The organism is Rhizobium sp. BK312, assembly GCF_014193605.1.
Taxonomy (GTDB): domain Bacteria; phylum Pseudomonadota; class Alphaproteobacteria; order Rhizobiales; family Rhizobiaceae; genus Rhizobium.
The window spans coordinates 533,734-554,630 of record NZ_JACHZP010000005.1; the positions used below are offsets into that span (position 1 = coordinate 533,734).

The window sequence follows — 20,897 nt, forward strand, 5'->3', positions numbered from 1 at the left end:
GGGATGTTTCCCGCTGGTGGGCATGAGGCCAATCGTTGCTGCCGGATCGGCCCGGCTTGCCAGTTCCAATGGAATTACGGATTTTCAGATGAGCAATGTGACGACGAATCCTTCCACGTCGGCGGCGCTGACCGTGCTGCGCGGTATCAACAAAGATCTCGATGTCGTGCAGCAGCAGGTCTCGTCCGGTTACCGCATTCAAACGGCGAGCGACGATCCCACCTATTGGTCGATGGCGACCACCATGCGCTCGGACCGAAGCAGCCTTTCCACGATCACGGACGCGCTTGGTCTCGGCGCCTCGAAGGTCGATACCGCATCCACCGCCATGGATACGGTCGTCAGCCTGCTGACCCAGATCCAGTCCAAACTGGTTTCGGCCAAGGAATCGGGCACAAACAAGAATGCGATCAACGCCGATATTCAGCAGCTCAAGAGCCAGCTGCAATCCGTTGCCCAATCAGCATCCTTCTCCGGTGAGAACTGGCTCTACAACACCGAGCAGCAAGCCAATACGCAGCAATCGGTGATCAGCAACTTCACACGGGGGACAGGCGGACAGATCAATTTTACGACGATCGATTATGACAGCTCCCAAACCCTGATGATCGATACCGCGCAACCGGCGCGAGGTTTGTTGACGAAGAATGTCGACGCAAGCACACTCGGCGCTCCAGGAACCAGCGGCGGGACGGCTCGCAACTACTATCTCCTTGCCGCCAGCGGCGGTTCGACGCCATCAGGTGGAACGGAGATCTCGATCTCCAGCAGCACGACGGACGACGAGTTGACCGACATGATCAACGTCACCAATTCGCTTCTGAAATCGGCAACGTCTGCCGATTCGACCTTGGGTCTGATGTCGTCCAACATCACCGACCAGTCGGATTATATTTCCAAGCTTGGCGACGCTATCAAGAGCAGCGTCGGTGACCTGGTCGACACCAACATGGAAGAGGCCTCGGTGCGGCAGAGTGCCCTGCAGACAGCGCAGCAGATGGGTGTTCAGACATTGTCGATCGCCAACAGCATGGCGAGCAAGATTCTGATCATCCTTCAATCGAAATGACCGTCGGGCGGAACTCGGATCGGCTATGCCGCATCGCATTCATCCTCGCACAAGTTTGACTGCCTACGGTCCTTTGCAATGGCTTGGTTGCGTAAGGTGTCGGTGACATTGGTCCCGGACGCTGCTGCCTGATGACGGAAACCGGAAGCGTGATGATCGACGTTTTGAGAATGGAAATGGATCGGCCGGCTGCCGGCATCGACTTGCAGCGCCTCTGCGGCGCGAATGGGGAGATGCGCGCGTGAGCTTGGCACTATCTCGATATCTCAAGGATTTCAGCGCCGAACAGGTTCCTCCGTCGCATGTCGAGGATATGGCCTTTCCGGAGCCGATCGAGTTTGCTGAAATTCCAGGCGAGCCGCCCGTTGATGTCGAGGCCGAGCGTCGCGCTGCCTATGCGGAGGGGCATGAGGCGGCGACGCAGGAACTGACGCAGAAGCATCAGGCCGAACTCGATGCCATGGCCCAGTCGTTCCGCGCGGAAATGGATGCGCGGCGGAGATATTACGAAGAGCAGGCGGCGGAAAAGATCGCGGCAGATATGAACCGCGTCGCCATAATGCTCGGGCAGGCGATCAGCACGGAAGCCGCCGCCATCCTTGCGCCGATCATGACCGAGACGCTGACGACCAGGGCGGTCGGCGATCTTGCCGAGCTGGTCAAAGCTTCGATCCTCGACGGCAGCGTCGGGCCGATCTCGGTCACTGGTCCGCGCTATCTCTTCGAGGTTCTCCATAGCCGCCTCGGCGACGACGGCGCGCTGTTGCGGCATATCGAGGCCAATGATGTCGATCTCACCGTCACCATCGGCGAGAGCGTTCTCGTGACCCGTATGTCCGCCTGGGCCGCCAGTCTGAAAGAGATCCTGAAATGAGCGACGGCGATCAAAATCACGGCAAGCACGAGATTATCATCGTCAAGCGCCGCGGCGGCGATCACGAGGGCGGCCATGGTGGGGCCTGGAAGATCGCCTATGCCGACTTTATGACCGCGATGATGGCCTTCTTCCTCGTCATGTGGCTGGTGAACGCCGCCAACGAAGAAACGAAGGCCTCGGTGGCCTCTTATTTCAATCCCATCAAGCTCGCCGACGAGAAGCCGACGGAAAAGGGCCTCAAGAAGCCCGTCGATCAGGCCCAGGGCGAAAAGAACCAGCAGAAGTCCGACAAGCCGCAGGAAAAGCCGAACGACGGCAAATCAGCCAAAACCGGTGAGGACCTGACCTCGACATCGGGCGACCAGACGAATTACTCCGAGGCGGATTTCTTCGAGAATCCCTATTCGGTGCTAGCCGAGATCGCACAGGAAGTCGGTCAGCAGGCGAATGTCAGCGCCAAGGGTGAGGGCGGTGCCGCTCAATCGGGTCCGGCAACGGGCGCGGATGGCGGCCAGGCCTATCGAGATCCGTTCGATCCGGATTTCTGGACCAAGCAGGTGCAGGTTTCCAGCGCTTCGAAGAAGGCGAACGAGGAACAGTCCGCCAAGTCGGATCAATCGCCCAAGGGTGAAGTCATCGCCTTGTCGAAGGCAACGGCTGCGGACATCGGCCAGCCGGCCGATCAGCCGCAAACGCCCGAACAACAGCCGACGGTGAGCGAGCAGCAAGCGGCCGGCAAGGCGCAGGAAAAACAGACGCAGGCTCAGCAGGTTGCCAAGGCTGGTACGCAAAGCGGCTCATCCACCCCTGAAGACAATGCCGCTTTGCCTGCAAACGGGGATGCTCAGCCGACGAAAGCGCAGCAGCAGGAAGCCAAGGATCTGCAACAGGCAATTCAGGCTGAGATCAAGGGCGTTGCCGGCCAGCTGGCCGAAGGGCTGCAGGTGACTGCGGCTGAAGGCGGGGTGTTGGTCACGATTTCCGACCAGACCAACGATCCGATGTTCAATATCGGTTCGGCGGTCCCCCGGCGCGAGATGGTGCTGGCGATGGAGAAGATCGGCAAGCTTCTCGCGGAGCGTAAGGGATCGATCCTGATCCGCGGCCATACCGATGGGCGCCCCTATATGGTCGGCGGCCGCAACGACAATTGGCGTCTGTCGCTCGATCGCGCCCAGAGCGCCTATTACATGCTGACCAGCGGCGGACTGGATGAGAAGCGGGTTGTGCAGGTATCCGGCTTCGCGGACCGACGTTTGAAGCTGCCCGACGATCCATTCAACGATGCGAACCGCCGTATCGAGATCCTGATCGCGAGTCCCTCTACTCAGGCGGCGACGGATCCCGCAGCTTCGGGAACGCAAGCTCCCGTCAAGCCGGCTTCGGGCAAGGGCAAGTCCGGTCAAGGCAAGCAGGGATAGTTCATGGCGCGCAAACAGCATCGTCATCGCCTTGCGCTCACGCTCACCCTCGGCATGCTGATGTCTGGGGTTGCGAGTGCTGAGAGACAGGACGGTCTGCCGCTCTACAAGATGCTGCGCTCGCTCGAATTCGTACAGGATTCCGTTGTCGCGGGCGACAGTTCTGCCGCAGAGATGCAGCGCTTTCTGCTCGGAACCATAGATGAGCGGCTGCGCAGCGCGGACAAATCCGTCTTCGAGGACAGTCGTAACGTCGATGCGGCTCTTATCTACGCCATGAGCGGCGGCAACCCCGAAACGCTCGAATATCTGATGTCACGCGACGTCAACGGCAATTTCGACAATCGCGTTGCGGATATGCTCAGGAAATATCTGAACGGCAAGGGTCTGCTTGTCGTCAACACGCTTGTCGACATCTCCAAGGAGTATCGCGGCAAGCCGATCGGCCCCTACCTCTCGCTAGTTGCGGGCAATGTCATGTCGGGCAAGAATGCCAAGGCAGCCTTGCCTCTCTACGACTGGGCGCGATTGATGGCACCCGGCACGATCGTGGAGGAATCGGCATTGCGCCGCTCGCTGGCTTTGTGCGCCGACGCGGGCATGGTGCCGCAAGGATTAGATTATGCACGGCGTTATACGCGGCGCTTTCTGCATTCGCCTTACGCCAGCCAGTTTGCCGATCTTTTCGTGCAGCTGGTGGTGGACCACGATTCCGGCGTGAAGCAGCAGGACATCGTCGACATCCTGTCCTTCATGGACCCGCCGAGACAGCGGGAGATCTATCTGCGCATGGCGCGCCGGGCCGCGATCGCCGGCAAGGCCGATCTTGCCGCGCTGGCGGCCAATCGTGCTCAGGCGATCTCCAATGACGGCGGCGATGCCTTTGGTGCGCTGGCTAACTTCTATGGCGGCGTGGCGGGCGTATCCACGCCCGAATTGAAGGCGGCGATCGACGATGTGAACCAGATGCCGGCGGGCGAGCTGAATGCGCGCGACCGCGCATTGCGCGACGCTGCAAAGGCCGTCGCGGCGGAGATATTGCGAACACCCGATGCTGCAAGCCTCGGGCAAGGCAGTTTTCCTAACCTGCCCAACCAACAGAAGACTGAACACGATGCTGCTGTGACGAATCAAGCGGGAGGCCAATCTCCCGGCACGGCGGGTGTTGAGCAGGGAGCCTCGGCAAACGCGGCTCCCGCCCCGGAGGGAGGGCGGCAGGAGGCCGACTCTTCGTTCAACGCATTCGTCACGACGAGCCGCTCGAAGCTGGATGCCATCGACGGCCTGTTGAAGCAGGAAAGTCATTGATATGAACGACATCGGTGTGTCCGGCGCCCCGTCGGGGGCGGATATTCGTGCGGTTGCCAAAGGCGGCCGCTCGGCGAAGCAGGATGACGGCAAGGGTTTTATTGATGCGCTGACGAGCTCGCTCGGCAATGGCGGCAAATCTTCAAGCTCCGATGCCGGTGCCGATACCTCCGCCAATGCGGACACGACTGCCGATAAGGATGCAAGTGCGGCACAGACGGTCGTGGGAAACTCCGCCGCGGCAGCTCTCTCCTTCGACGACAGCACCAAGGCCGGAGTTGGGATGATCGATACCTCCGGAACCAACCTTTCCAATCTCGCCGGCCTGGCCAAAGGCGCGAAAGCTTCGCAGCCTGCCGGCGCCTCGTCGCTCTCGAAATCGCTGATCGCGCTGCAGAATGCAGCTGCAGCGGCGGGTGAGGCCGGCGCGACATCCACCGGAGCCGATCAGCCTACGGCAGCCACAGACCCCGCCATGCCCACGACCGATACGGCCAAAGTGCCGGTGCAGTCTGCCGCACTCGACCAGCTTGCCGAGATCGCGCAGCAGTTGGCCGATGTCGCGACCGCGGACGGTCAGACGGCGCCGGTCAAGAGCGACGGCAAGACGTCTGGTGCGAAGGATGGAAAGGATGTCCAGGCGGCGGATGACGGTAAGTCTGCGTCGACGCAAGGCAGCCTGCCGGCCAATACGATTTCCGATACCCTGTCGCTGCTGAACGTTGCGCAGCCCGTCGTTGCGACGCAGGTTAGTACGGCACAGGGTAGCGCGGTGCAGTCAGGCAAGACGGCAGACGATGCCAAGGTCCAGGCATTGTCATCAGGCAAGGCAGCATTTGCGAATGATGCCGCAGACACGGCTGTGACGTTGCCGGATGACGGTAAGGGAACGGATGTCGCGCAAACATTCCGCCTGGCGCGGGCGGATGGCCGCGGCGGCGCGCTCGACCTGTCGATCAGCAAGAGCGGTGATGACGTTGCCGATGTCAAAGTCGGCGCTGCTGCGGGCGGCGATGCGGTGGCAGTCACCGTACTGGATTCGCGTCGCTATCTCGGGCTTGCCACCAACTCGGCATTGGTCGCCGGAAGCCTGGCGGGCGACCGCGAATGGTCGGCTGCGATGCAGCCGGGCTCGGCGCTTTCCAATGCCGCAAACCTGACGAGCACCGGCAAGGTCGTCAACACGCTGAAGATCCAGCTACGTCCGGACAATCTCGGCGACGTTACGGCAACCATGCGGCTTTCCGGAGACCAGCTGAGCGTCGATCTGAAGGTGCAGACCGGCGAAGCCTACAGGCAGCTTCATGCCGATCAGAGCCGCATGGTCGATGCGCTACGCGCGCAAGGCTATCAGGTCGATAACATCACCGTCACCCTGGCGTCCAATGCCGACCAGCAGTCGGACGGCGGCCGCAACTCCGGATCGAATCAGCCGCAGCAGCAGTCTCTGTTGAACCAGGGGCAGGGGGGCGACGCGCGCTCCAGGGGCCAGAATTATTCAGGGCAGCAGGCAAATGGAAACGATGGCAATCGCAGTTCGGGTGAGCGCAGCGTTGAGGATGGCGCTAGTGGTGGCCTGCAGCGCTCTCGCTCTGGTGCGGTTTACCTCTGAGGTCCAGGCATCAGGCAATCCGGCGCCGCCGGACAACGGTGCAGCGGGTCTTTGTGAACGAGAAATCCAGTCCGCTGCCGCAAAATACGGAATACCGGAAGGGATCCTTTATTCCGTCGGCCTCACGGAAACCGGTCGCAAAGGGTCGCTTTATCCCTATGCGCTCAATGTCGAGGGACGGCCGATCTTCCCGCCGTCGGAAGGCGCCGCCCTGCAGGTATTTGCCGCTGCACGGCAGAGTGGGGCAAAGCTCATCGATGTCGGCTGCATGCAGATCAATCAGTATTTTCATGGCGAAAACTTTGCTTCCGTCGACGCCATGTTCGATCCGCGCAGCAATGTCGAATATGCCGCAAAGTTTCTCCGCAATCTGCATGACAGGCATGAGACCTGGACTATGGCGGTAGCAAGATACCATGCTGGCCCGAACAATGACCCCGCCCAGAAGGTCTATGTCTGCCGCGTGATCGCCAATCTGGTCGCCACCGGTTACGGAAAATGGACGCCAAACGCGGCGACGTTTTGTCGGGATTAGGCATCCATAGGTTGAGTACGGTATCCGGTTAGCCAGCGCTAACCCAATCGAAGCGGTTGACTGCCGTGGTTTTGCCTAAAATGGAAATGTTAATCATACGCTTGCTAACAGGTTTTTTATCGGTGTAAAACGCCAAGCGCATACTACATCTAGTGCAAATCGCACCCTTATGGTTAATCAATTATTAATTTCCGTCACTCATTTCCGACAGTTGTTCGTGATTCGCCCGATTCGTACCCATAGGTCATCGAAACACCACACTGATTCGGAGGCGGACGAATGATCGTAGTGGTTGATGAGCGAGAGCTCGTTAAAGACGGATATACATCACTCTTTGGGCGCGAGGGCATCCCTTCGACGGGATTTGATCCGCGTGAATTTAGCGAATGGGTCTCGACCGCAGCAGAGGGCGACATTGCTGCGGTCGAAGCCTTCCTGATCGGACAGGGGCAGCAAGTGCTCGAGCTTCCGAGGGCGATTCGCGACCGGACGGCGGCACCTGTCATCGCGGTCAGCGACCAGCCCTCGCTGGAGGCCACGCTTGCACTCTTTGATTGCGGCGTGGACGATGTCGTGCGCAAGCCGGTCCATCCTCGCGAAATCCTGGCCAGGGCGGCGGCGATCCGCCGCCGGTTGAAGGCGATCAACAACTATACCGATATCGGCCCTATCCGCGTCTTCGCCGATGGCCGCGATCCGGAAATAAACGGTTCCGTATTTGCCCTGCCGCGCCGCGAGCGCCGCATCCTCGAATATTTGATCGCCAATCGCGGCCGCCGCGTGACGAAGACCCAGATCTTCAACGCCATTTACGGCATCTTCGACGAGGAAGTCGAAGAGAACGTCGTCGAAAGCCATATTTCCAAGCTGCGCAAGAAGCTGCGCAAGAAGCTCGGTTTCGATCCGGTCGATTCCAAACGCTTCCTTGGTTACTGCATCGACTGGAGCTGATACTGCCAGTCGTGCATTCCAGATGTTAAAGCCTGCTGATAAGCCCGGAAATCCCTTGATTTCCGGGCTTATTCTTTTGCAGTGCGCGGGACAATCACGGCAAGAATAAGTGCGCCTTCCCTTACCATCAACGGCGTAATAACGAGCGGTGATATCTCTCGCACGAGACTTGCGACGACGCTTTTCGCGATGATCGTTTTTTCGTTTTCTCAGACAGCTTCACGCAAGGCCCGCCACCTACTCTCAGTCGTATGAAGGATAACGAGGATTCCAGATGAGGAATTTCGGCAGCAGAGAGACCGCGTTTGCGGAAGTAAGTGCAGAGGCAGTCCGCCTCAGCGCCGCTTCTGACCGCCGTATCAATGTGCGCGGATTCTCTGGGGGAGCCGTCCGTCCGTTGCCAACGACAATCTGGTCTATTTCGCCGGCCTCGCTCCGACAGGCTATTCCGACATTTCCAGCGTCCTCGGCCGATCTGCCGCGCTAAACGAATAGGGTATCGAGTCAGTCATGTCGCTTACAACAGCTCTCAACAACGCGCAGGCAATATTCAATAATACCGGCACGCAGAGCAGCGTGGTGTCGAACAACATCGCCAACGCCAACAATACGAATTACTCGCGGCGCCAGGCAATGTTGACCACCGACATGGCCGGCGCACAGGTGGTGCAAATCTCGCGCAGCAGCGAACCCGCGCTGCAGAAGGCCTATCTCAGCTCGGCGTCGTCGGATTCGGCGCAGCAACTGCTCCTGAACGCCTACAGCAATCTTCAGTCGGCAACGATTGGCGGCAACGACAACGAAATTGCGCCGGCGACCTATCTGTCTGCATTTCAGGATGCGATGCAAAATTACGCCGGATCGCCGTCCAATGCCACGGCGGCCCAATCCGCGATCAATGCAGCCCAGAGCCTGGCCACATCTCTCAACAATGCCACGACGGCAGTACAGGGCGCCCGCGCCGACGCCGACAAGCAGATCAAGTCCGACGTCGATACGCTAAATAGCCTTCTCAAGCAGTTCCAGACGGCCAACGAGGCGGTAAAATCGGCCACGGCGGCTGCCAATCCCACGTCGAGCGCGCTTGCCGACGCGATGGATCAGCGCGATTCGATCCTGAACCAGATCTCGAAGATCGTTGGCGTGACGACGGTGACGCGCGGCAACAACGACATGGCGCTCTATACTAGCAGCGGAACGACCCTGTTCGAGACCATTCCGCGCACGGTGACGTTCAAGTCGACGGATACGTATACGGCGGCCACTCCTGTCCCCGGCAACAGCGTCTATATCGACGGCGTTGCTCTGACCCCGGGCCAGAGTGCGAATACGACGGCGCAGGGCACTCTGCAGGCGGCGCTGCAGATCCGCGACGATGTTGCGCCGACCTACCAGAAGCAGCTCGATGAGATCGCCAGAGGGTTGGTTACGGTCTTTGCGGAAACGAACAGCAATCCTTCCAAGCCTACATTGCCGGGTCTTTTTACCTGGAGTGGCGGCACTATTCCTGCCAGCGGGACCGCGGTCACTGGCTTGGCCGGCTCGATCACCGTTAATTCGAAATTAATCACATCCCAAGGTGGCGACCCCACGTTGCTGCGGGATGGTGGTATCAATAATAGCGCGACTGAGACCGGTTATACGAAGAATACCAGCGGCGGCAGCGGCTATTCCACGCAGCTTGATGCCTTCATTACTGCAATGAATGCGAAGATGGCGTTCGATCCTACCGCAGGCTCCAGCACCAATGCCAGCCTGATGGATTATTCAGCCAGCTCCATTGGCTGGTTGGAAGGCCAGCGCAGCACGGCGACGACCGCGGCGGAAAATACGTCCGCCGCTCTTTCGCGCTCTTCGGGCGCCTATTCGAATGCGACCGGTGTCAGTCTCGATGAAGAGCTGACACTGATGATGGATATTGAGCAGTCCTACAAGGCTGGAACAAAGATACTGAACACCGTCAACCAGATGCTTCAAGCTGTACTGGACCTCGCGAGCTAAGCCATGAAACTCTCTTTCATTTCGAGCACAGCCATTCAGAATGCCATGCGGCAGACCGTCCGCCAGGCGCAAAATGAGATGACGAGCGCCTCTACGGAGGCGACCACTGGCGTTTACGCCGATATCGGTGTTTCGCTCGGCGGCAGCACGTCGCTCAATGTGAACCTGACGCGGGAAGTGTCCCGCATCGACTCGATCCTCAGCAGCAATTCCATTGCCAACCAGCGGATGACAACCTCGCAGACCGCCCTGACCGGCATGGGCACGCAGGCGCAGAAGCTGATGGATCAACTGGTGGCGCTGAGCGGCAACACCGACGGCAGCAGCGTCGCCCTGGCGCAGCAGGCGGCGTCATCGACCCTGTCGAACGTCATCGCTTCCGCCAATACGATGGTCAACGGCGAGTATCTCTTTGCCGGAACCAACACCGACGTTCAGCCGATGACGGATCAATCCGCTACAACGAACGCGGCTATTCAATCGGCACTGACGACCTACATGGCCGCCCAGTCGCCGGCGGTAACCGCAGCGACCATATCTGCAGACCAGATAACGGATTTCATCAAGACCAAGGTCGAGCCGATGTTCACGTCCGACCCCAGCTGGTCGAGCTGGTCGAGTGCGTCCGATCAGAATATGACCAGTCGTATCAGCAATTCGGAAGTCATCGAAAGCTCGACGAATGCGAATTCGTCCGGCATCCGGTATCTGGCGCTGGCGACCAGCGTGACCAACGCGCTCATGGGCACGCCTCCCGGCCTCAATCAGAGCGCCGTGAACGCGGTCACGAAGCAGGCCATCAGCTATACGCGTCAGTCGGTTGACGGGCTGAACAGCCAGGCAAGCCAGCTCGGCCTGTCGCAGTCGCGCCTTTCGGATGCGAATACGACGCTCAACGCTCAGAAAACCATTCTCACCACGAGCATTGGCGACCTGACCGGGGTCGATCCCTATGAGGCGTCGACCAAGGTCAACAGTCTCCAGACGCAACTCCAAACGGCTTACACTATTGTTTCCAAGATCCAGCAGTTAAGCCTTGTAAATTACCTTTGATGATCAAAGGGATGTAATGACCAGGAAGGATGCATGAATGTATCAGTTCTCATATGCGGAAGTCATGCAGGACGCTGTGGCCGACGCCAAGGAACGAGAACGGCAAGTTCTGGACCGGTCGATAGCTCTTCTCTCCGCGGCCCGCGATGCGGAAAAATACGGTCGTGAAGCGATCGAGGCTCTCTTCTATACGCGTCGCGTATGGGTGAGCTTCGTCGACGACCTTAAAAGCCCGGAGAACCAGCTCAATGTCGAACTGCGTGCCAACCTTATCTCGATCGCCATCTGGATTTTGAAGGAATGCGATCGAATTCGGCTGCGCCAGTCGGAAAATTATCAAGGCATCATAGATGTCACCACCATCATCAGGGATGGACTTAAATGAAAAGTACGCTTCGCATATCCCTCAAAGCCGGGGAAAAGATCTTTATCAACGGGGCCGTCCTGCGTGTCGATCGCAAGGTTGCTCTGGAGTTCCTGAATGATGTGACATTCCTGCTCGAAAACCACGTGCTTCAGCCCGAGGAGGCGACAACGCCTCTGCGCCAGCTCTATTTCATCGCGCAGATGATCCTTATCAATCCTGAGGGCAAGGAGCAGTCGACGGCGATGTTCCGCAAATCGATCGTCATGCTGCTGTCGTGCTTCCACAATGAGGAAGTGCTGGCCGAACTCAAGCGCATCGACGGGCTTGTCTCCACCGGCCGCGCCTTTGACGCGCTGAAGGCGATCCGCAGCCTGTACGCGATAGAGGATCAGATTCTGAACAGCCAGGAAATGCCGGCGGCAACGATCGAGCACATCCGCCGGGAGATCGCTCCATGGCAGCGGTAGATAGCGTCGCCAGCAGCACCAACTCTCCGAACACTGCCAGCAATGCTGCCGCCGCATCCTCAAAGGCTACTTTGAACTACAACGATTTCCTGCAGCTCCTCATCGCGCAGATGAAGAACCAGGATCCGACCAGTCCGATGGATGCCAGCCAGCAGATTTCCCAGCTGGCGAGCTTCTCCCAGGTGGAGCAGCAGATCCAGACGAACTCGCATCTGGAAACCGTGCTGCAGAACCAGTGGATCTCGCAGGCCTCGGATTACATCGGCAAGCAGATTATGAGCGCCGACGGCAAGACCACCGGCACGATCAAGCAGGTAAGCGTCTATACGGACGGTATCATTGCCGAAACCAATGCCGGCGACAAGATTCTGATCCAGGCCGGCGTGACGATCGCTCCGGCGGGCACGACCATTGATACCTCGCCCACGTCGAGCGATAGTAGCAACAGTGATTCGTCGTCGAATACGGATCAGACCAGCGGCACATGACGTGCCGCTGAACCGGGAGTGGACAGGTTATGAATGAAGCCGATGCATTGGATATTTTCCAGGCGGCAATCTGGACAGTGCTTGTGGCTTCCGGTCCGGCTGTCATCGCCGCCATGGTCGTCGGTCTGGTCATCGCGCTGATTCAGGCGCTCACCCAGGTGCAGGAGGCGACCTTGACCTTCGTTCCGAAGATCGTCGCCGTCATGGTCACGATCGGCATCTCGGCGCCATTCGTCGGTGCGCAGATTTCAATCTTCACCAATCTCGTCTTCTCCCGCATTCAATCGGGTTTCTAGGATAAATCTGAAGGCCATTTCGGCCTCCGGATCGCGCGCATCGACGGCATCGGCCATGCTCGCGCAAGCTTCGGCCTTTAGAGGTCGGTTCCAATAGGGCAGGCGGTTCAGCCGCTTGCCTCCTCTCATGAAGAGACGGAACCGGTCGATGGCACAACCACCCGCAATAGCACTCCCCAAAGCCAATCCTAGCGTCCGCGATATCGGGTTTGCCCTCGGCATCATGGTCATCCTGTGCGTGCTGTTCCTACCGATTCCGCCGTTTCTGATCGACCTTGGATTGGCCTTCTCGATCGCCTTTTCCGTGCTGATCCTCATGGTGGCGCTCTGGATCAAGAAGCCGCTGGAATTCTCGTCCTTTCCGACGATCTTGCTGATCGCCACGATGACGCGCCTGGCGCTGAACATCGCCACGACCCGCGTCATCCTTTCGCACGGTTATGAAGGACATGATGCCGCCGGCGGCGTCATTGCCGGTTTTTCCAGCCTTGTCATGTCGGGCGATTTCGTCATCGGCCTGATCGTCTTCCTCATCCTCATCACCATCAACTTCATCGTTATCACCAAGGGTGCGACGCGTATCGCCGAAGTCGGCGCCCGCTTTACCCTGGATGCCATCCCCGGCAAGCAGATGGCGATCGACGCCGACCTTTCGGCCGGTCTCATCGACGAGAAGGAAGCGCAGCGTCGCCGCCGCGAACTGGAAGAGGAAAGCTCCTTCTTCGGTGCGATGGACGGTGCATCCAAGTTCGTACGTGGTGACGCGGTAGCCGGCCTTCTGATTACCTGCATCAACGTCTTCGGCGGCATCATCATCGGCTATTTCCGTCATGGCATGCAGATCGGCCAGGCTGCGGACGTTTTCGTGAAGCTTTCCGTCGGCGACGGTCTGGTGTCGCAGATGCCGGCCCTCATCGTCTCGCTCGCTGCCGGCCTCCTCGTTTCGCGCGGTGGCACCTCTGGCTCGACCGACCAGGCCGTCGTCAATCAGCTGAGCGGCTATCCCCGCGCTCTCGCCGTCTCTGCGGTCCTCATGGGCATCCTGGCCATCATGCCCGGCATGCCCTTCCTTCCCTTCGTTTTCCTCGGCGGTCTGATGGCCGCCGGCGCCTGGTTCATCCCGCGCCAGATCGAAGCCGAGAACAAGCTTCGCCGCGACGCCGAAGAGCAGAAGGTGATGCAGACGAAGGAAATGGAAAAGGATTCGGTCAAATCGGTGCTGAAGACCGCAGAGATCGAACTGGCGCTCGGCAAGATCGTCTCCACCCGCCTGCTCGGCGCCCATCAGGAACTGGCTTTCCGCGTCGGCAAGATGCGCAAGAAGTTCGCGACGCAATACGGCTTCGTCGTGCCGGAGATCAAGGTGATCGACGATATGGCGATTGCCGACAAGTCGTACCAGATCCGTATCCATGGCACGACGATCGCCTCCAACATGCTGCGCGTCGGCGAAGTGCTGGTCGTCACCGGCTCCGGTCGCAAGCCGACCGTCCCGGGCGACGAGATCCGCGAACCCGCTTTCGGCATGCCGGCCTTCTCTGTCCTCGAAGCCTTTGCTGAGGATCTGAAGCGCGAGGGCTTCCAGCCAATCGACAATGTCTCCGTCGTGCTCACCCATATGAGCGAAGTCATCCGCAACAACCTGCCGGCGCTGCTGTCCTATAAGGACGTGAAGGTCCTGATCGACCGTCTCGATCCGGAATACAAGAAGCTCGCCGACGAAATCTGCTCGTCGCATATGTCCTATTCCGGCCTGCAGGCCGTGTTGAAGCTGCTGCTTGCCGAGCGTGTCTCGATCCGCAACCTGCATCTCATCCTCGAAGCCGTTGCGGAACTGGCGCCGCATGTCCGCAAGACCGAGCAGATCGTCGAGCATGTGCGTGTCCGCATGGCACAGCAGCTCTGCGGCGATCTGGCCGATAACGGAGTGCTGCGTGTCCTGCGCCTGGGCAGCAAATGGGACCTCATCTTCCATCAGGCGCTGAAGCGCGACCAGAAGGGCGAAGTCGTCGAATTCGATATCGATCCGCGCAGCCTGGAAGAGTTCAGCGAGCAGGCGGGCAAAGTTATCCGTGAATACATGGACCGGGGCATGCCCTTCGTTCTTGTCACGTCGCCGGAAACGCGCTCCTATGTGCGCATGATCATCGAACGCCTGTTCGCGACGCTTCCGGTCCTGTCGCATGTGGAATTGGCCAAGGGGATCGAGATCAAGATTCTAGGTTCGATTTCATGATATCAGATCCCCAGGGGACCATTCTGGCGCTGTTCGTCGCCTTCTGCCGCATCGGCGGCTGCATGATGGTCCTCCCGGGATTTTCCTCCGGCCGCGTTCCCCCGCAGATCAGGCTGTTGCTTTCCGCGGCCCTGACGATGGCGATCCTGCCGTTGCTCTGGAACACGATCTATCCTGAGGTGTCGAAGGGCGATGCGAACTATATCGGCCTCATCTTCACCGAAACCGTCATCGGATTGATGTATGGGATGATGGCTCGCATCTACACGCTGGGCCTGCAGTTTACCGGCACGGTCATATCGATGCTGATCGGCTTCAATGCGCCCGGCGGTGCCGACCTCGTCGAGGAATCGAATGAAACATCGCTCACCGGCCTCATTAGTTTTTGCGGGCTGATGATCCTCTTCATTCTGGACTTTCACCATTATGTTTTGCAGGCGCTGGTCGATTCCTATTCGGTCATTCCTTTCGGCGGACATATCGAGCCGCGCGCGGCACTGATTTCCATCACCGACACGCTTGCGACGACCTTCTTCATCATGCTGCGGCTGGCAAGCCCTTTCCTGCTTTACGGCCTGATGTTTCAGATTTCGATCGGTTTCATCAACAAGCTGGCGCCGCAGATCCCGATCTATTTCATTTCCACGCCCTATCTGCTGATGGGAGGGCTGTTCATGCTCTATGTCAGTATTGCGGCGTTGGTCAGTCAGTTTTCCAATGCGTTCCTGACTGTCTTCAACGGGCATTAGCCGTAATGACACAAGGGCGAACACCGATTGGAGTGCAGCCGGAACAAGGCGACCGGCGGGTAGGTAGCGATGGCTGAGAAAAACCGGTCCGAAAAACTGAAGCGCCTCGTCGCGGTGCAGCGCCATCTGGAACGGATGGCGGAAAGCGAGCTGGCCGATACCACCCGACAGCGGTCGGAAGTCACCGAATCGATGGAGCGGGTCATGGTCGCCATCGGCTCCGTTGATCCCGTTCACATGGCATTCTCGATCCATTACGCCGAGCGCTATGGCCGCCTGATGATCCGGGACCAGCAGCTGGAAAGCATCCAGACGCTCATTCAGATGAAGGTCCAGCAGGAGCGCACCAAGGGCGACAGGCTGGAAGAGCACATGAAGGATGCCCGCGAGCTGGAAACGCGGGAGGCGGATGACAATGCCGTCTACGACATCATCGATCAGCGCTTCGCCGGCGTAACGCCAGCCTCCAGCAAGGTTCAAAAACCATAATCATCGCGATCATGGAACAGGATTCGCAGCGTTGGGTTGCCGATCCGTTTTGACAGTTTGATTCGACATGCCCTGACACGAGCGCTGAGCCGCTCGTTTTCAGTGCATGCGAGAGCAGAAGGAGACGTGACATGGCTATTTCGCCTCCGAGTGATTTGGTCCTTGATGTCGTCAAGGCCGCCAATCCCGCCGATGTCGAGGCCGCGCAGGCCAAGCTTGCCGCCAACCGGGCCGCATTTGCTGCCACCAGCCTTGCCGAAAACGGCAACGGCTTCGGCGCGACGGTGGATGCGATGAACAGCGCCGCCACCCAGGCGGGCCTTGCCAATGCCAATACCCATGTCGCCGGGACCAAGGTCCCGCAGGCCTATCGCAAGTTCGAGTCCATGGTGCTGCAGAACTTCGTGAAGAACATGTTGCCGAGCAGCGAAACGCTCTACGGCAAAGGTTCTGCCGGCGAGATCTGGAAGGGCATGATGGCCGAGCAGCTGGGCGATACGATCTCCAAGAATGGAGGCGTGGGCATCGCCGAAAAAATGTACAAGGAACAGGTCGACAAGATGCGCAATACCGGCGCCATCCATGCGGCGACCGACGAGAACGACAAGAAAATGGCGCTCAGCGCGATTACCGATTTTCAGCGCAAGACGCTGGCCGCTGCCAATGCCGATAACGACGGCAACACCAGCATCACCAACCAGAATTCGTTGACGTCCCAGAAAGCATGAGCGAGGTAACAAACATGGAAATGATGTCGCAGGACTATCGGATCAAGTCTGTCCTTGGCCGCCTGGAGATGATTATCGACAATGAGAACAACCGGATCGGCAGCGACCCGGAATTCGATCTCAAGGTATCGAACGCACACAAGAGCCGCTGCCTCTACGAATTGTCGATGCTCTTTCGCGATACCGATCCAGCCGATCTTGCAGCCGCCCACATCGAACAGCTGCATGATCTAAAGAAGAAGCTGGTTCTGAACGCTCGTCGGGTCGAGGCACATCTCGAGGCGGTTCGTGCAGTCGCCGACATCTTGAAGAATGCCGTGCAGAATGCCGATGGGGACGGCACCTATTCGCAGGAGCAATTCCGCGTCCGTGAGGCTGGATGATCAAGCTTGTTATCACCGGCCTGTGGGTCTGCGCCGTAACATTGGCCTCGGTCTATTTTTCGGTGCAGATGGCGACGGCGCCCGCGATCAGCCCTGACGATGCCAAGAAGGCGCAGCAGGAGCTCGTCAAGGGCGAATCGATCAACGTTCCCGTTATCGCCAACGGCCAGGTAACCGGCTATTTCCTGACGCGCATCTCCTTCATGATGGAGAAGGGCAAGGCGAATGCTCTGCAGATCCCCCTGCCGGAACTGACGACGGACGAACTTTTTTCGCTGTTGATCGGCAACAAGACGATCGACATCGCTCATGCGCAGAATTTCGATATTGCCGCCTTTCGCGCTGATTTGAAAAAGCGGATGAACGAGCGACTTGGTGGCGACTACGTCGCCGATGTGCTGATAGAGCAGCTCGACTATCTTTCCAAAGAAGAAACCCACGGCGGGGAAACCGTGGGCAAGAGGACGGTCAAGCCCGTCAAGATCGTGCAGGATGCGGCAAAGGACAAAGTGCCGGTCGAGTGAGATCTCTGGGCCGCAAAGCGATAAACGTAAGTAATTTCTTACATTCTATCGATATGCCTAACAAACTCCTGATAGCTTCCAGCAAATCCAACCTTCCTTCCTAACGGAAAGTTGGATTTGTCTTGCTATAAACTCCTACGAGCCATGTCTCCCAGTCGCCGCACCGATGAACGGTGAGGGGCATGCGCTTTATGCGTACTGGCATCATGCGCGTCAGCGATGCCGGGCAGGAGGGTATTGGATTGAACCAGGTAGCCGATTTTGCCGTCGCCGCGTCACGCCGCATGATCTTTGATCTGCCGGTATGCGATCTCGACTGGGATGACGCGCTGACCTTCGTCAACGAACTCGCTTCCCTGCCGGTCGGACAGACGTCGATCTCCTTTGTCAATGCGCATAACATGCTCGTCATGCTGCGCGATGAAACCTACCGCAGTGTTCTCGAGCGCAATCTGGTGCTTCCCGACGGCGTCGGCCTCGACATCGCCTCACGCGTCGCTCATGGCGAGCCTTTCCCGGCCAATCTGAACGGCACGGATTTCGTGCCCGCGCTGCTGACATTCATGGAGCGGCCGAGGCGGATCGGTCTCTTGGGCGGCAAGCGCTCCGTTGTTGAAAAGGCAGCCGAGAGATTTCGCCGGCATGCTCCCTGGCACCAGTTCGTCGTCGTATCGGACGGCTTCTTCGATCCGGCCCGGAGCAGCGCAGTGACGGCGGAAATCAGCCGCCAGAAGATCGATGTCCTGATCGTCGGCATGGGCACGCCCTTGCAGGAAAAATGGGTCGCCGAGCATGTCGGCCCGCAGCACGCCCGTCTTGTCCTGACCGTTGGCGCCCTGTTCGATTTCATTTCGGAGACTGTGCCGCGGGCGCCAAGCCTCGTGCGCGCGATGCGCAGCGAGTGGCTGTTCCGTCTCGTGCTGGAGCCGGGCAGGCTCTGGCGGCGCTATATGCTGGGCATACCGCTGTTCTTCTATCAGATTGTAAGGCATCAGTTCGGCCGCAAGCAGCGTGTCCTTCGCGCGGAGCCGCATCCGTTGCCGCAACGGCACATTGCGCCGCCGGACAAATTAGCAAGTTAGCATTTGCGGGCTTGGCGTTAACTCTTTCTTTGGTATGAAAGTTTAGAGTGGGTTAACCATTTGCATTGGTCTCCGACCATGTGCGCGAGATAGCCCGCCATGTTTGAAAGCAAAGCCAGGACCGGATTTTATCCCTACGACGCGCAAACCTCTGAGGTTTCGCAGCGCGCTGGAACACGTGCCTCTCCTTATGGCGAAGACGATGATTTGGGTAGTGCGGTCGGTCTGCGCGCTGCCAACACCGACGATCCGCGTGATGCGGAACTGCGTGCCATCCTGCGCAGACGTTTGAATGGCGACCCCTATCCGGTGTCCGGCCATAGAAGATCGCAGGAGCGCGCGCTAGCAGCCGCACAGGCCGGAAATATCTCCGACGCCTACTATGCGGAACGCCGCCGGTTGCCGGAACGAGTATCGGAACCGGCGCCCGATTTGCTGGAATTCGTGCCCGATCTGCTTGAGGGCATGCCGGAGCTTCCGCCGCAAATCGGCTCCGCTCCCGTTGCCGTTGAACACATGTCGCGGACTGGGCGCCGGTCTCTCAGCCTCCGTGCGCTCAGTTTCGTCGCCGCAACCGCGCTCATGGGGGCGGTCGTTCCCATCTTGCTTGCGCCGCCGCCGCGTTATGTCTCGCAGGCAGTGCTCCATGCGGAAGGCGATGGCCGCGCGCGTCAGGCCCTGTTGGATGTTGCGGCAAAGCGGGTCGTCGCTCCGTCCGTATTGTCCGACGTCGTTGCCAGGATGAAGCTTGATCGCGATCCGGAATTTACCGGCAGCCGGGCGGGTGCCCTCGGCGTTGCCGTCGAGTTGCTTTCCGGCAGCGGCAATGCATCCGATGCGCCGTCGCGCGCGCAGGCCACGCTGCGCAAAGACGTTGCCGTCGAGATCGATAGTCAGACGGGTCTGCTGCGCCTGATCGTTACCTCGGGCGATCCCGCCAGATCGGCCGACATTGCCAACCGGCTGGTTATCGCAACCCTCTATGACCCGGGCGTTGCGAAGGCAGCCGGTGCCTCGCTCGGGGTCGAAACGGCGGTCGATCGCAGCCGCAAGGAACTCGATCGCGCCTCTGCCGCCCTTGCCGAATTCAAGACGCGCTATGGCGAAGACAGGATTGCCGCGGCCGAGACACTCCGGCGGCAGCGTCAGCAGCTGGATGTGCAGATAAAGGCAGCCGATCTGGCGGTACGCACCGCCAAGGCCCGTCTCGTAGCTGTCAAATCGGCGACGCCGGCATCGGTGCTGAGTGGCGCATTGTCGGGCGATCTTTCGTCGCCAGGTCTTGATGACCTGCGCAGCCGCTACAACGCCGCAAAGTCACAATTGACACAGCTTTCTGTGCAGCTCGGCCCGCGCCATCCCCGCCTGCTGGCGCAACAGGCAACGGTCGATGATCTCGCGGCCAATATGCGCAGTCAGTTGCAGCGGCTCGCTGTCAGCAGCGAGGCGGACGTGAAAGCGGCTCTGGAAAAGCAGACCGCTCTCTCGGCGCAAATGACGGCTTTCAGTCAGACGGGGAGTGATGTGGACCTCGCTCGCCTCGAGCAGCTGCAGGATGCCGTGACGACAGCGCAGAGCCGCTACGAGGCCGATCAGCAGAATGCTGGCATGACGATTTCCGAAGTCCGGCCGCCGTTGACGGTATTGTCCCAGGCCGTCGCGGCCGCCGCCCCGTTGGATAACCGGCTCGTGAGCAATCAGGCTGTCGGTTTCCTCATAGGTCTTGGTCTGGCACTTTGCGTCGTATTCCTGCGCAAATGGCTGGCTGGTGCCGCGCCGGCAGAAGATCAGGCAGCTGACGAAAGCACCATGCCGGAAGCCTACGCTTTTCGCCATGAGGATGATCTGGAGCCTCAGTTATTGCCGGCGATCGCACCTGAACCGTCGGCTGCTCTCGTCCATGATGTGGATCGGCTCGATATTGCGGACGAGTGGGGCCTTATCCGGCAAGAGCTTGCATCGCTGCGTGCCAAGGTCGAAACCTACGCTGTACGCAGACATCCGGACCGCGCCTGATCGTCTCATCGTTTTCCCTTGCAATTACCGCTTTCAGACACCATAGGGCGTTTGCAGGCCATTCCATGGAGTGGATGGCTTGTAGATTGCCAGCGAATTCATGATCGGGAGACGAGCGTGACGACAGTGATCGACGGGAAGAAGGCAGCAGCTTCGGTGATCGAAGCCGTGAAGGCTGCGGCGGCGGGACTTGAGACCGAGGCCGGTGTGAAGACCGGACTTGCGGTCGTCATCGTCGGTGATGA

The 20,897-nt window shown here is 59.2% G+C and carries 21 protein-coding genes and 1 pseudogene; all 22 read left to right on the forward strand.

The annotated features are described in order from the left end of the window. Positions 1 to 88: 88 nt before the first annotated feature. Complete coding sequence (locus tag FHT85_RS17500) at positions 89 to 1,069, forward strand: flagellin (protein WP_112336830.1); 981 nt, start codon at positions 89 to 91, stop codon at positions 1,067 to 1,069. A gap of 241 nt (positions 1,070 to 1,310) precedes the next feature. Then, the gene (locus FHT85_RS17505) at positions 1,311 to 1,943 is read left to right on the forward strand and encodes a hypothetical protein (protein WP_112336521.1); all 633 of its coding nucleotides are present in this window, start codon (positions 1,311 to 1,313) and stop codon (positions 1,941 to 1,943) included. Beyond that, complete coding sequence (locus tag FHT85_RS17510; protein ID WP_112336520.1) at positions 1,940 to 3,367, forward strand: MotB family protein; 1,428 nt, start codon at positions 1,940 to 1,942, stop codon at positions 3,365 to 3,367. Before FHT85_RS17505 ends, FHT85_RS17510 begins: the two co-directional genes overlap by 4 nt. 3 nt (positions 3,368 to 3,370) lie before the next feature. Continuing rightward, complete coding sequence (motC, locus tag FHT85_RS17515; protein ID WP_112336519.1) at positions 3,371 to 4,675, forward strand: chemotaxis protein MotC; 1,305 nt, start codon at positions 3,371 to 3,373, stop codon at positions 4,673 to 4,675. Between the two features lies 1 nt (position 4,676). After that, a complete protein-coding gene (locus tag FHT85_RS17520) occupies positions 4,677 to 6,287 on the forward strand; it encodes a flagellar hook-length control protein FliK (RefSeq protein ID WP_112336518.1) in 1,611 nt (536 codons plus the stop codon). Beyond that, entirely contained in the window at positions 6,235 to 6,822 is a 588-nt protein-coding gene (locus FHT85_RS17525; RefSeq protein WP_183774199.1) for a transglycosylase SLT domain-containing protein, read from the forward strand. Before FHT85_RS17520 ends, FHT85_RS17525 begins: the two co-directional genes overlap by 53 nt. A 279-nt stretch (positions 6,823 to 7,101) precedes the next feature. Continuing rightward, positions 7,102 to 7,773: a transcriptional activator Rem gene (rem, locus tag FHT85_RS17530; protein WP_015338820.1), complete on the forward strand. Its 672-nt coding sequence runs from the start codon at positions 7,102 to 7,104 to the stop codon at positions 7,771 to 7,773. Positions 7,774 to 8,283: 510 nt separating this feature from the next. Further along, positions 8,284 to 9,774, forward strand: coding sequence for a flagellar hook-associated protein FlgK (gene flgK / locus FHT85_RS17535; protein WP_112336517.1), 1,491 nt, complete (start codon positions 8,284 to 8,286; stop codon positions 9,772 to 9,774). Between the two features lie 3 nt (positions 9,775 to 9,777). Further along, positions 9,778 to 10,827 (forward strand): flagellar hook-associated family protein, encoded by a 1,050-nt coding sequence (locus FHT85_RS17540; protein ID WP_112336516.1) that lies wholly within the window; start codon positions 9,778 to 9,780, stop codon positions 10,825 to 10,827. Positions 10,828 to 10,864: 37 nt separating this feature from the next. Beyond that, entirely contained in the window at positions 10,865 to 11,212 is a 348-nt protein-coding gene (gene flaF / locus FHT85_RS17545; protein WP_106996633.1) for a flagellar biosynthesis regulator FlaF, read from the forward strand. Continuing rightward, the gene (gene flbT / locus FHT85_RS17550) at positions 11,209 to 11,661 is read left to right on the forward strand and encodes a flagellar biosynthesis repressor FlbT (RefSeq protein ID WP_112336515.1); all 453 of its coding nucleotides are present in this window, start codon (positions 11,209 to 11,211) and stop codon (positions 11,659 to 11,661) included. Before flaF ends, flbT begins: the two co-directional genes overlap by 4 nt. After that, complete coding sequence (gene flgD / locus FHT85_RS17555) at positions 11,649 to 12,149, forward strand: flagellar hook assembly protein FlgD (RefSeq protein WP_112336514.1); 501 nt, start codon at positions 11,649 to 11,651, stop codon at positions 12,147 to 12,149. Before flbT ends, flgD begins: the two co-directional genes overlap by 13 nt. Before the next feature lie 29 nt (positions 12,150 to 12,178). Beyond that, complete coding sequence (gene fliQ, locus FHT85_RS17560; RefSeq protein ID WP_015338826.1) at positions 12,179 to 12,445, forward strand: flagellar biosynthesis protein FliQ; 267 nt, start codon at positions 12,179 to 12,181, stop codon at positions 12,443 to 12,445. A 148-nt stretch (positions 12,446 to 12,593) separates the two neighbouring features. After that, positions 12,594 to 14,681, forward strand: a complete 2,088-nt coding sequence (gene flhA, locus FHT85_RS17565; RefSeq protein ID WP_112336513.1) for a flagellar biosynthesis protein FlhA — start codon at positions 12,594 to 12,596, stop codon at positions 14,679 to 14,681. Continuing rightward, on the forward strand, positions 14,678 to 15,430 hold the full coding sequence (gene fliR, locus FHT85_RS17570; RefSeq protein ID WP_112409887.1) for a flagellar biosynthetic protein FliR: 753 nt from the start codon (positions 14,678 to 14,680) through the stop codon (positions 15,428 to 15,430). The genes flhA and fliR overlap by 4 nt, the downstream gene beginning before the upstream one ends. Before the next feature lie 69 nt (positions 15,431 to 15,499). Further along, the gene (locus FHT85_RS17575; protein WP_112336511.1) at positions 15,500 to 15,919 is read left to right on the forward strand and encodes a hypothetical protein; all 420 of its coding nucleotides are present in this window, start codon (positions 15,500 to 15,502) and stop codon (positions 15,917 to 15,919) included. Between the two features lie 131 nt (positions 15,920 to 16,050). Beyond that, a complete protein-coding gene (locus FHT85_RS17580) occupies positions 16,051 to 16,647 on the forward strand; it encodes a rod-binding protein (protein WP_112336510.1) in 597 nt (198 codons plus the stop codon). 14 nt (positions 16,648 to 16,661) lie between these two features. Continuing rightward, positions 16,662 to 17,030, forward strand: a complete 369-nt coding sequence (locus FHT85_RS17585) for a hypothetical protein (RefSeq protein WP_015338831.1) — start codon at positions 16,662 to 16,664, stop codon at positions 17,028 to 17,030. Then, positions 17,027 to 17,554 carry a hypothetical protein gene (locus FHT85_RS17590; RefSeq protein WP_112409888.1) on the forward strand — a complete coding sequence of 176 codons (528 nt, stop codon included), beginning with the start codon at positions 17,027 to 17,029 and terminating at the stop codon, positions 17,552 to 17,554. The genes FHT85_RS17585 and FHT85_RS17590 overlap by 4 nt, the downstream gene beginning before the upstream one ends. A 242-nt stretch (positions 17,555 to 17,796) precedes the next feature. Beyond that, the gene (locus FHT85_RS17595; protein ID WP_112336828.1) at positions 17,797 to 18,636 is read left to right on the forward strand and encodes a WecB/TagA/CpsF family glycosyltransferase; all 840 of its coding nucleotides are present in this window, start codon (positions 17,797 to 17,799) and stop codon (positions 18,634 to 18,636) included. A 99-nt stretch (positions 18,637 to 18,735) separates the two neighbouring features. Further along, a complete protein-coding gene (locus FHT85_RS17600) occupies positions 18,736 to 20,652 on the forward strand; it encodes a GumC family protein (RefSeq protein WP_112409889.1) in 1,917 nt (638 codons plus the stop codon). 117 nt (positions 20,653 to 20,769) lie between these two features. After that, a pseudogene (locus tag FHT85_RS17605) lies at positions 20,770 to 20,897 on the forward strand (bifunctional methylenetetrahydrofolate dehydrogenase/methenyltetrahydrofolate cyclohydrolase); the annotation flags it as partial.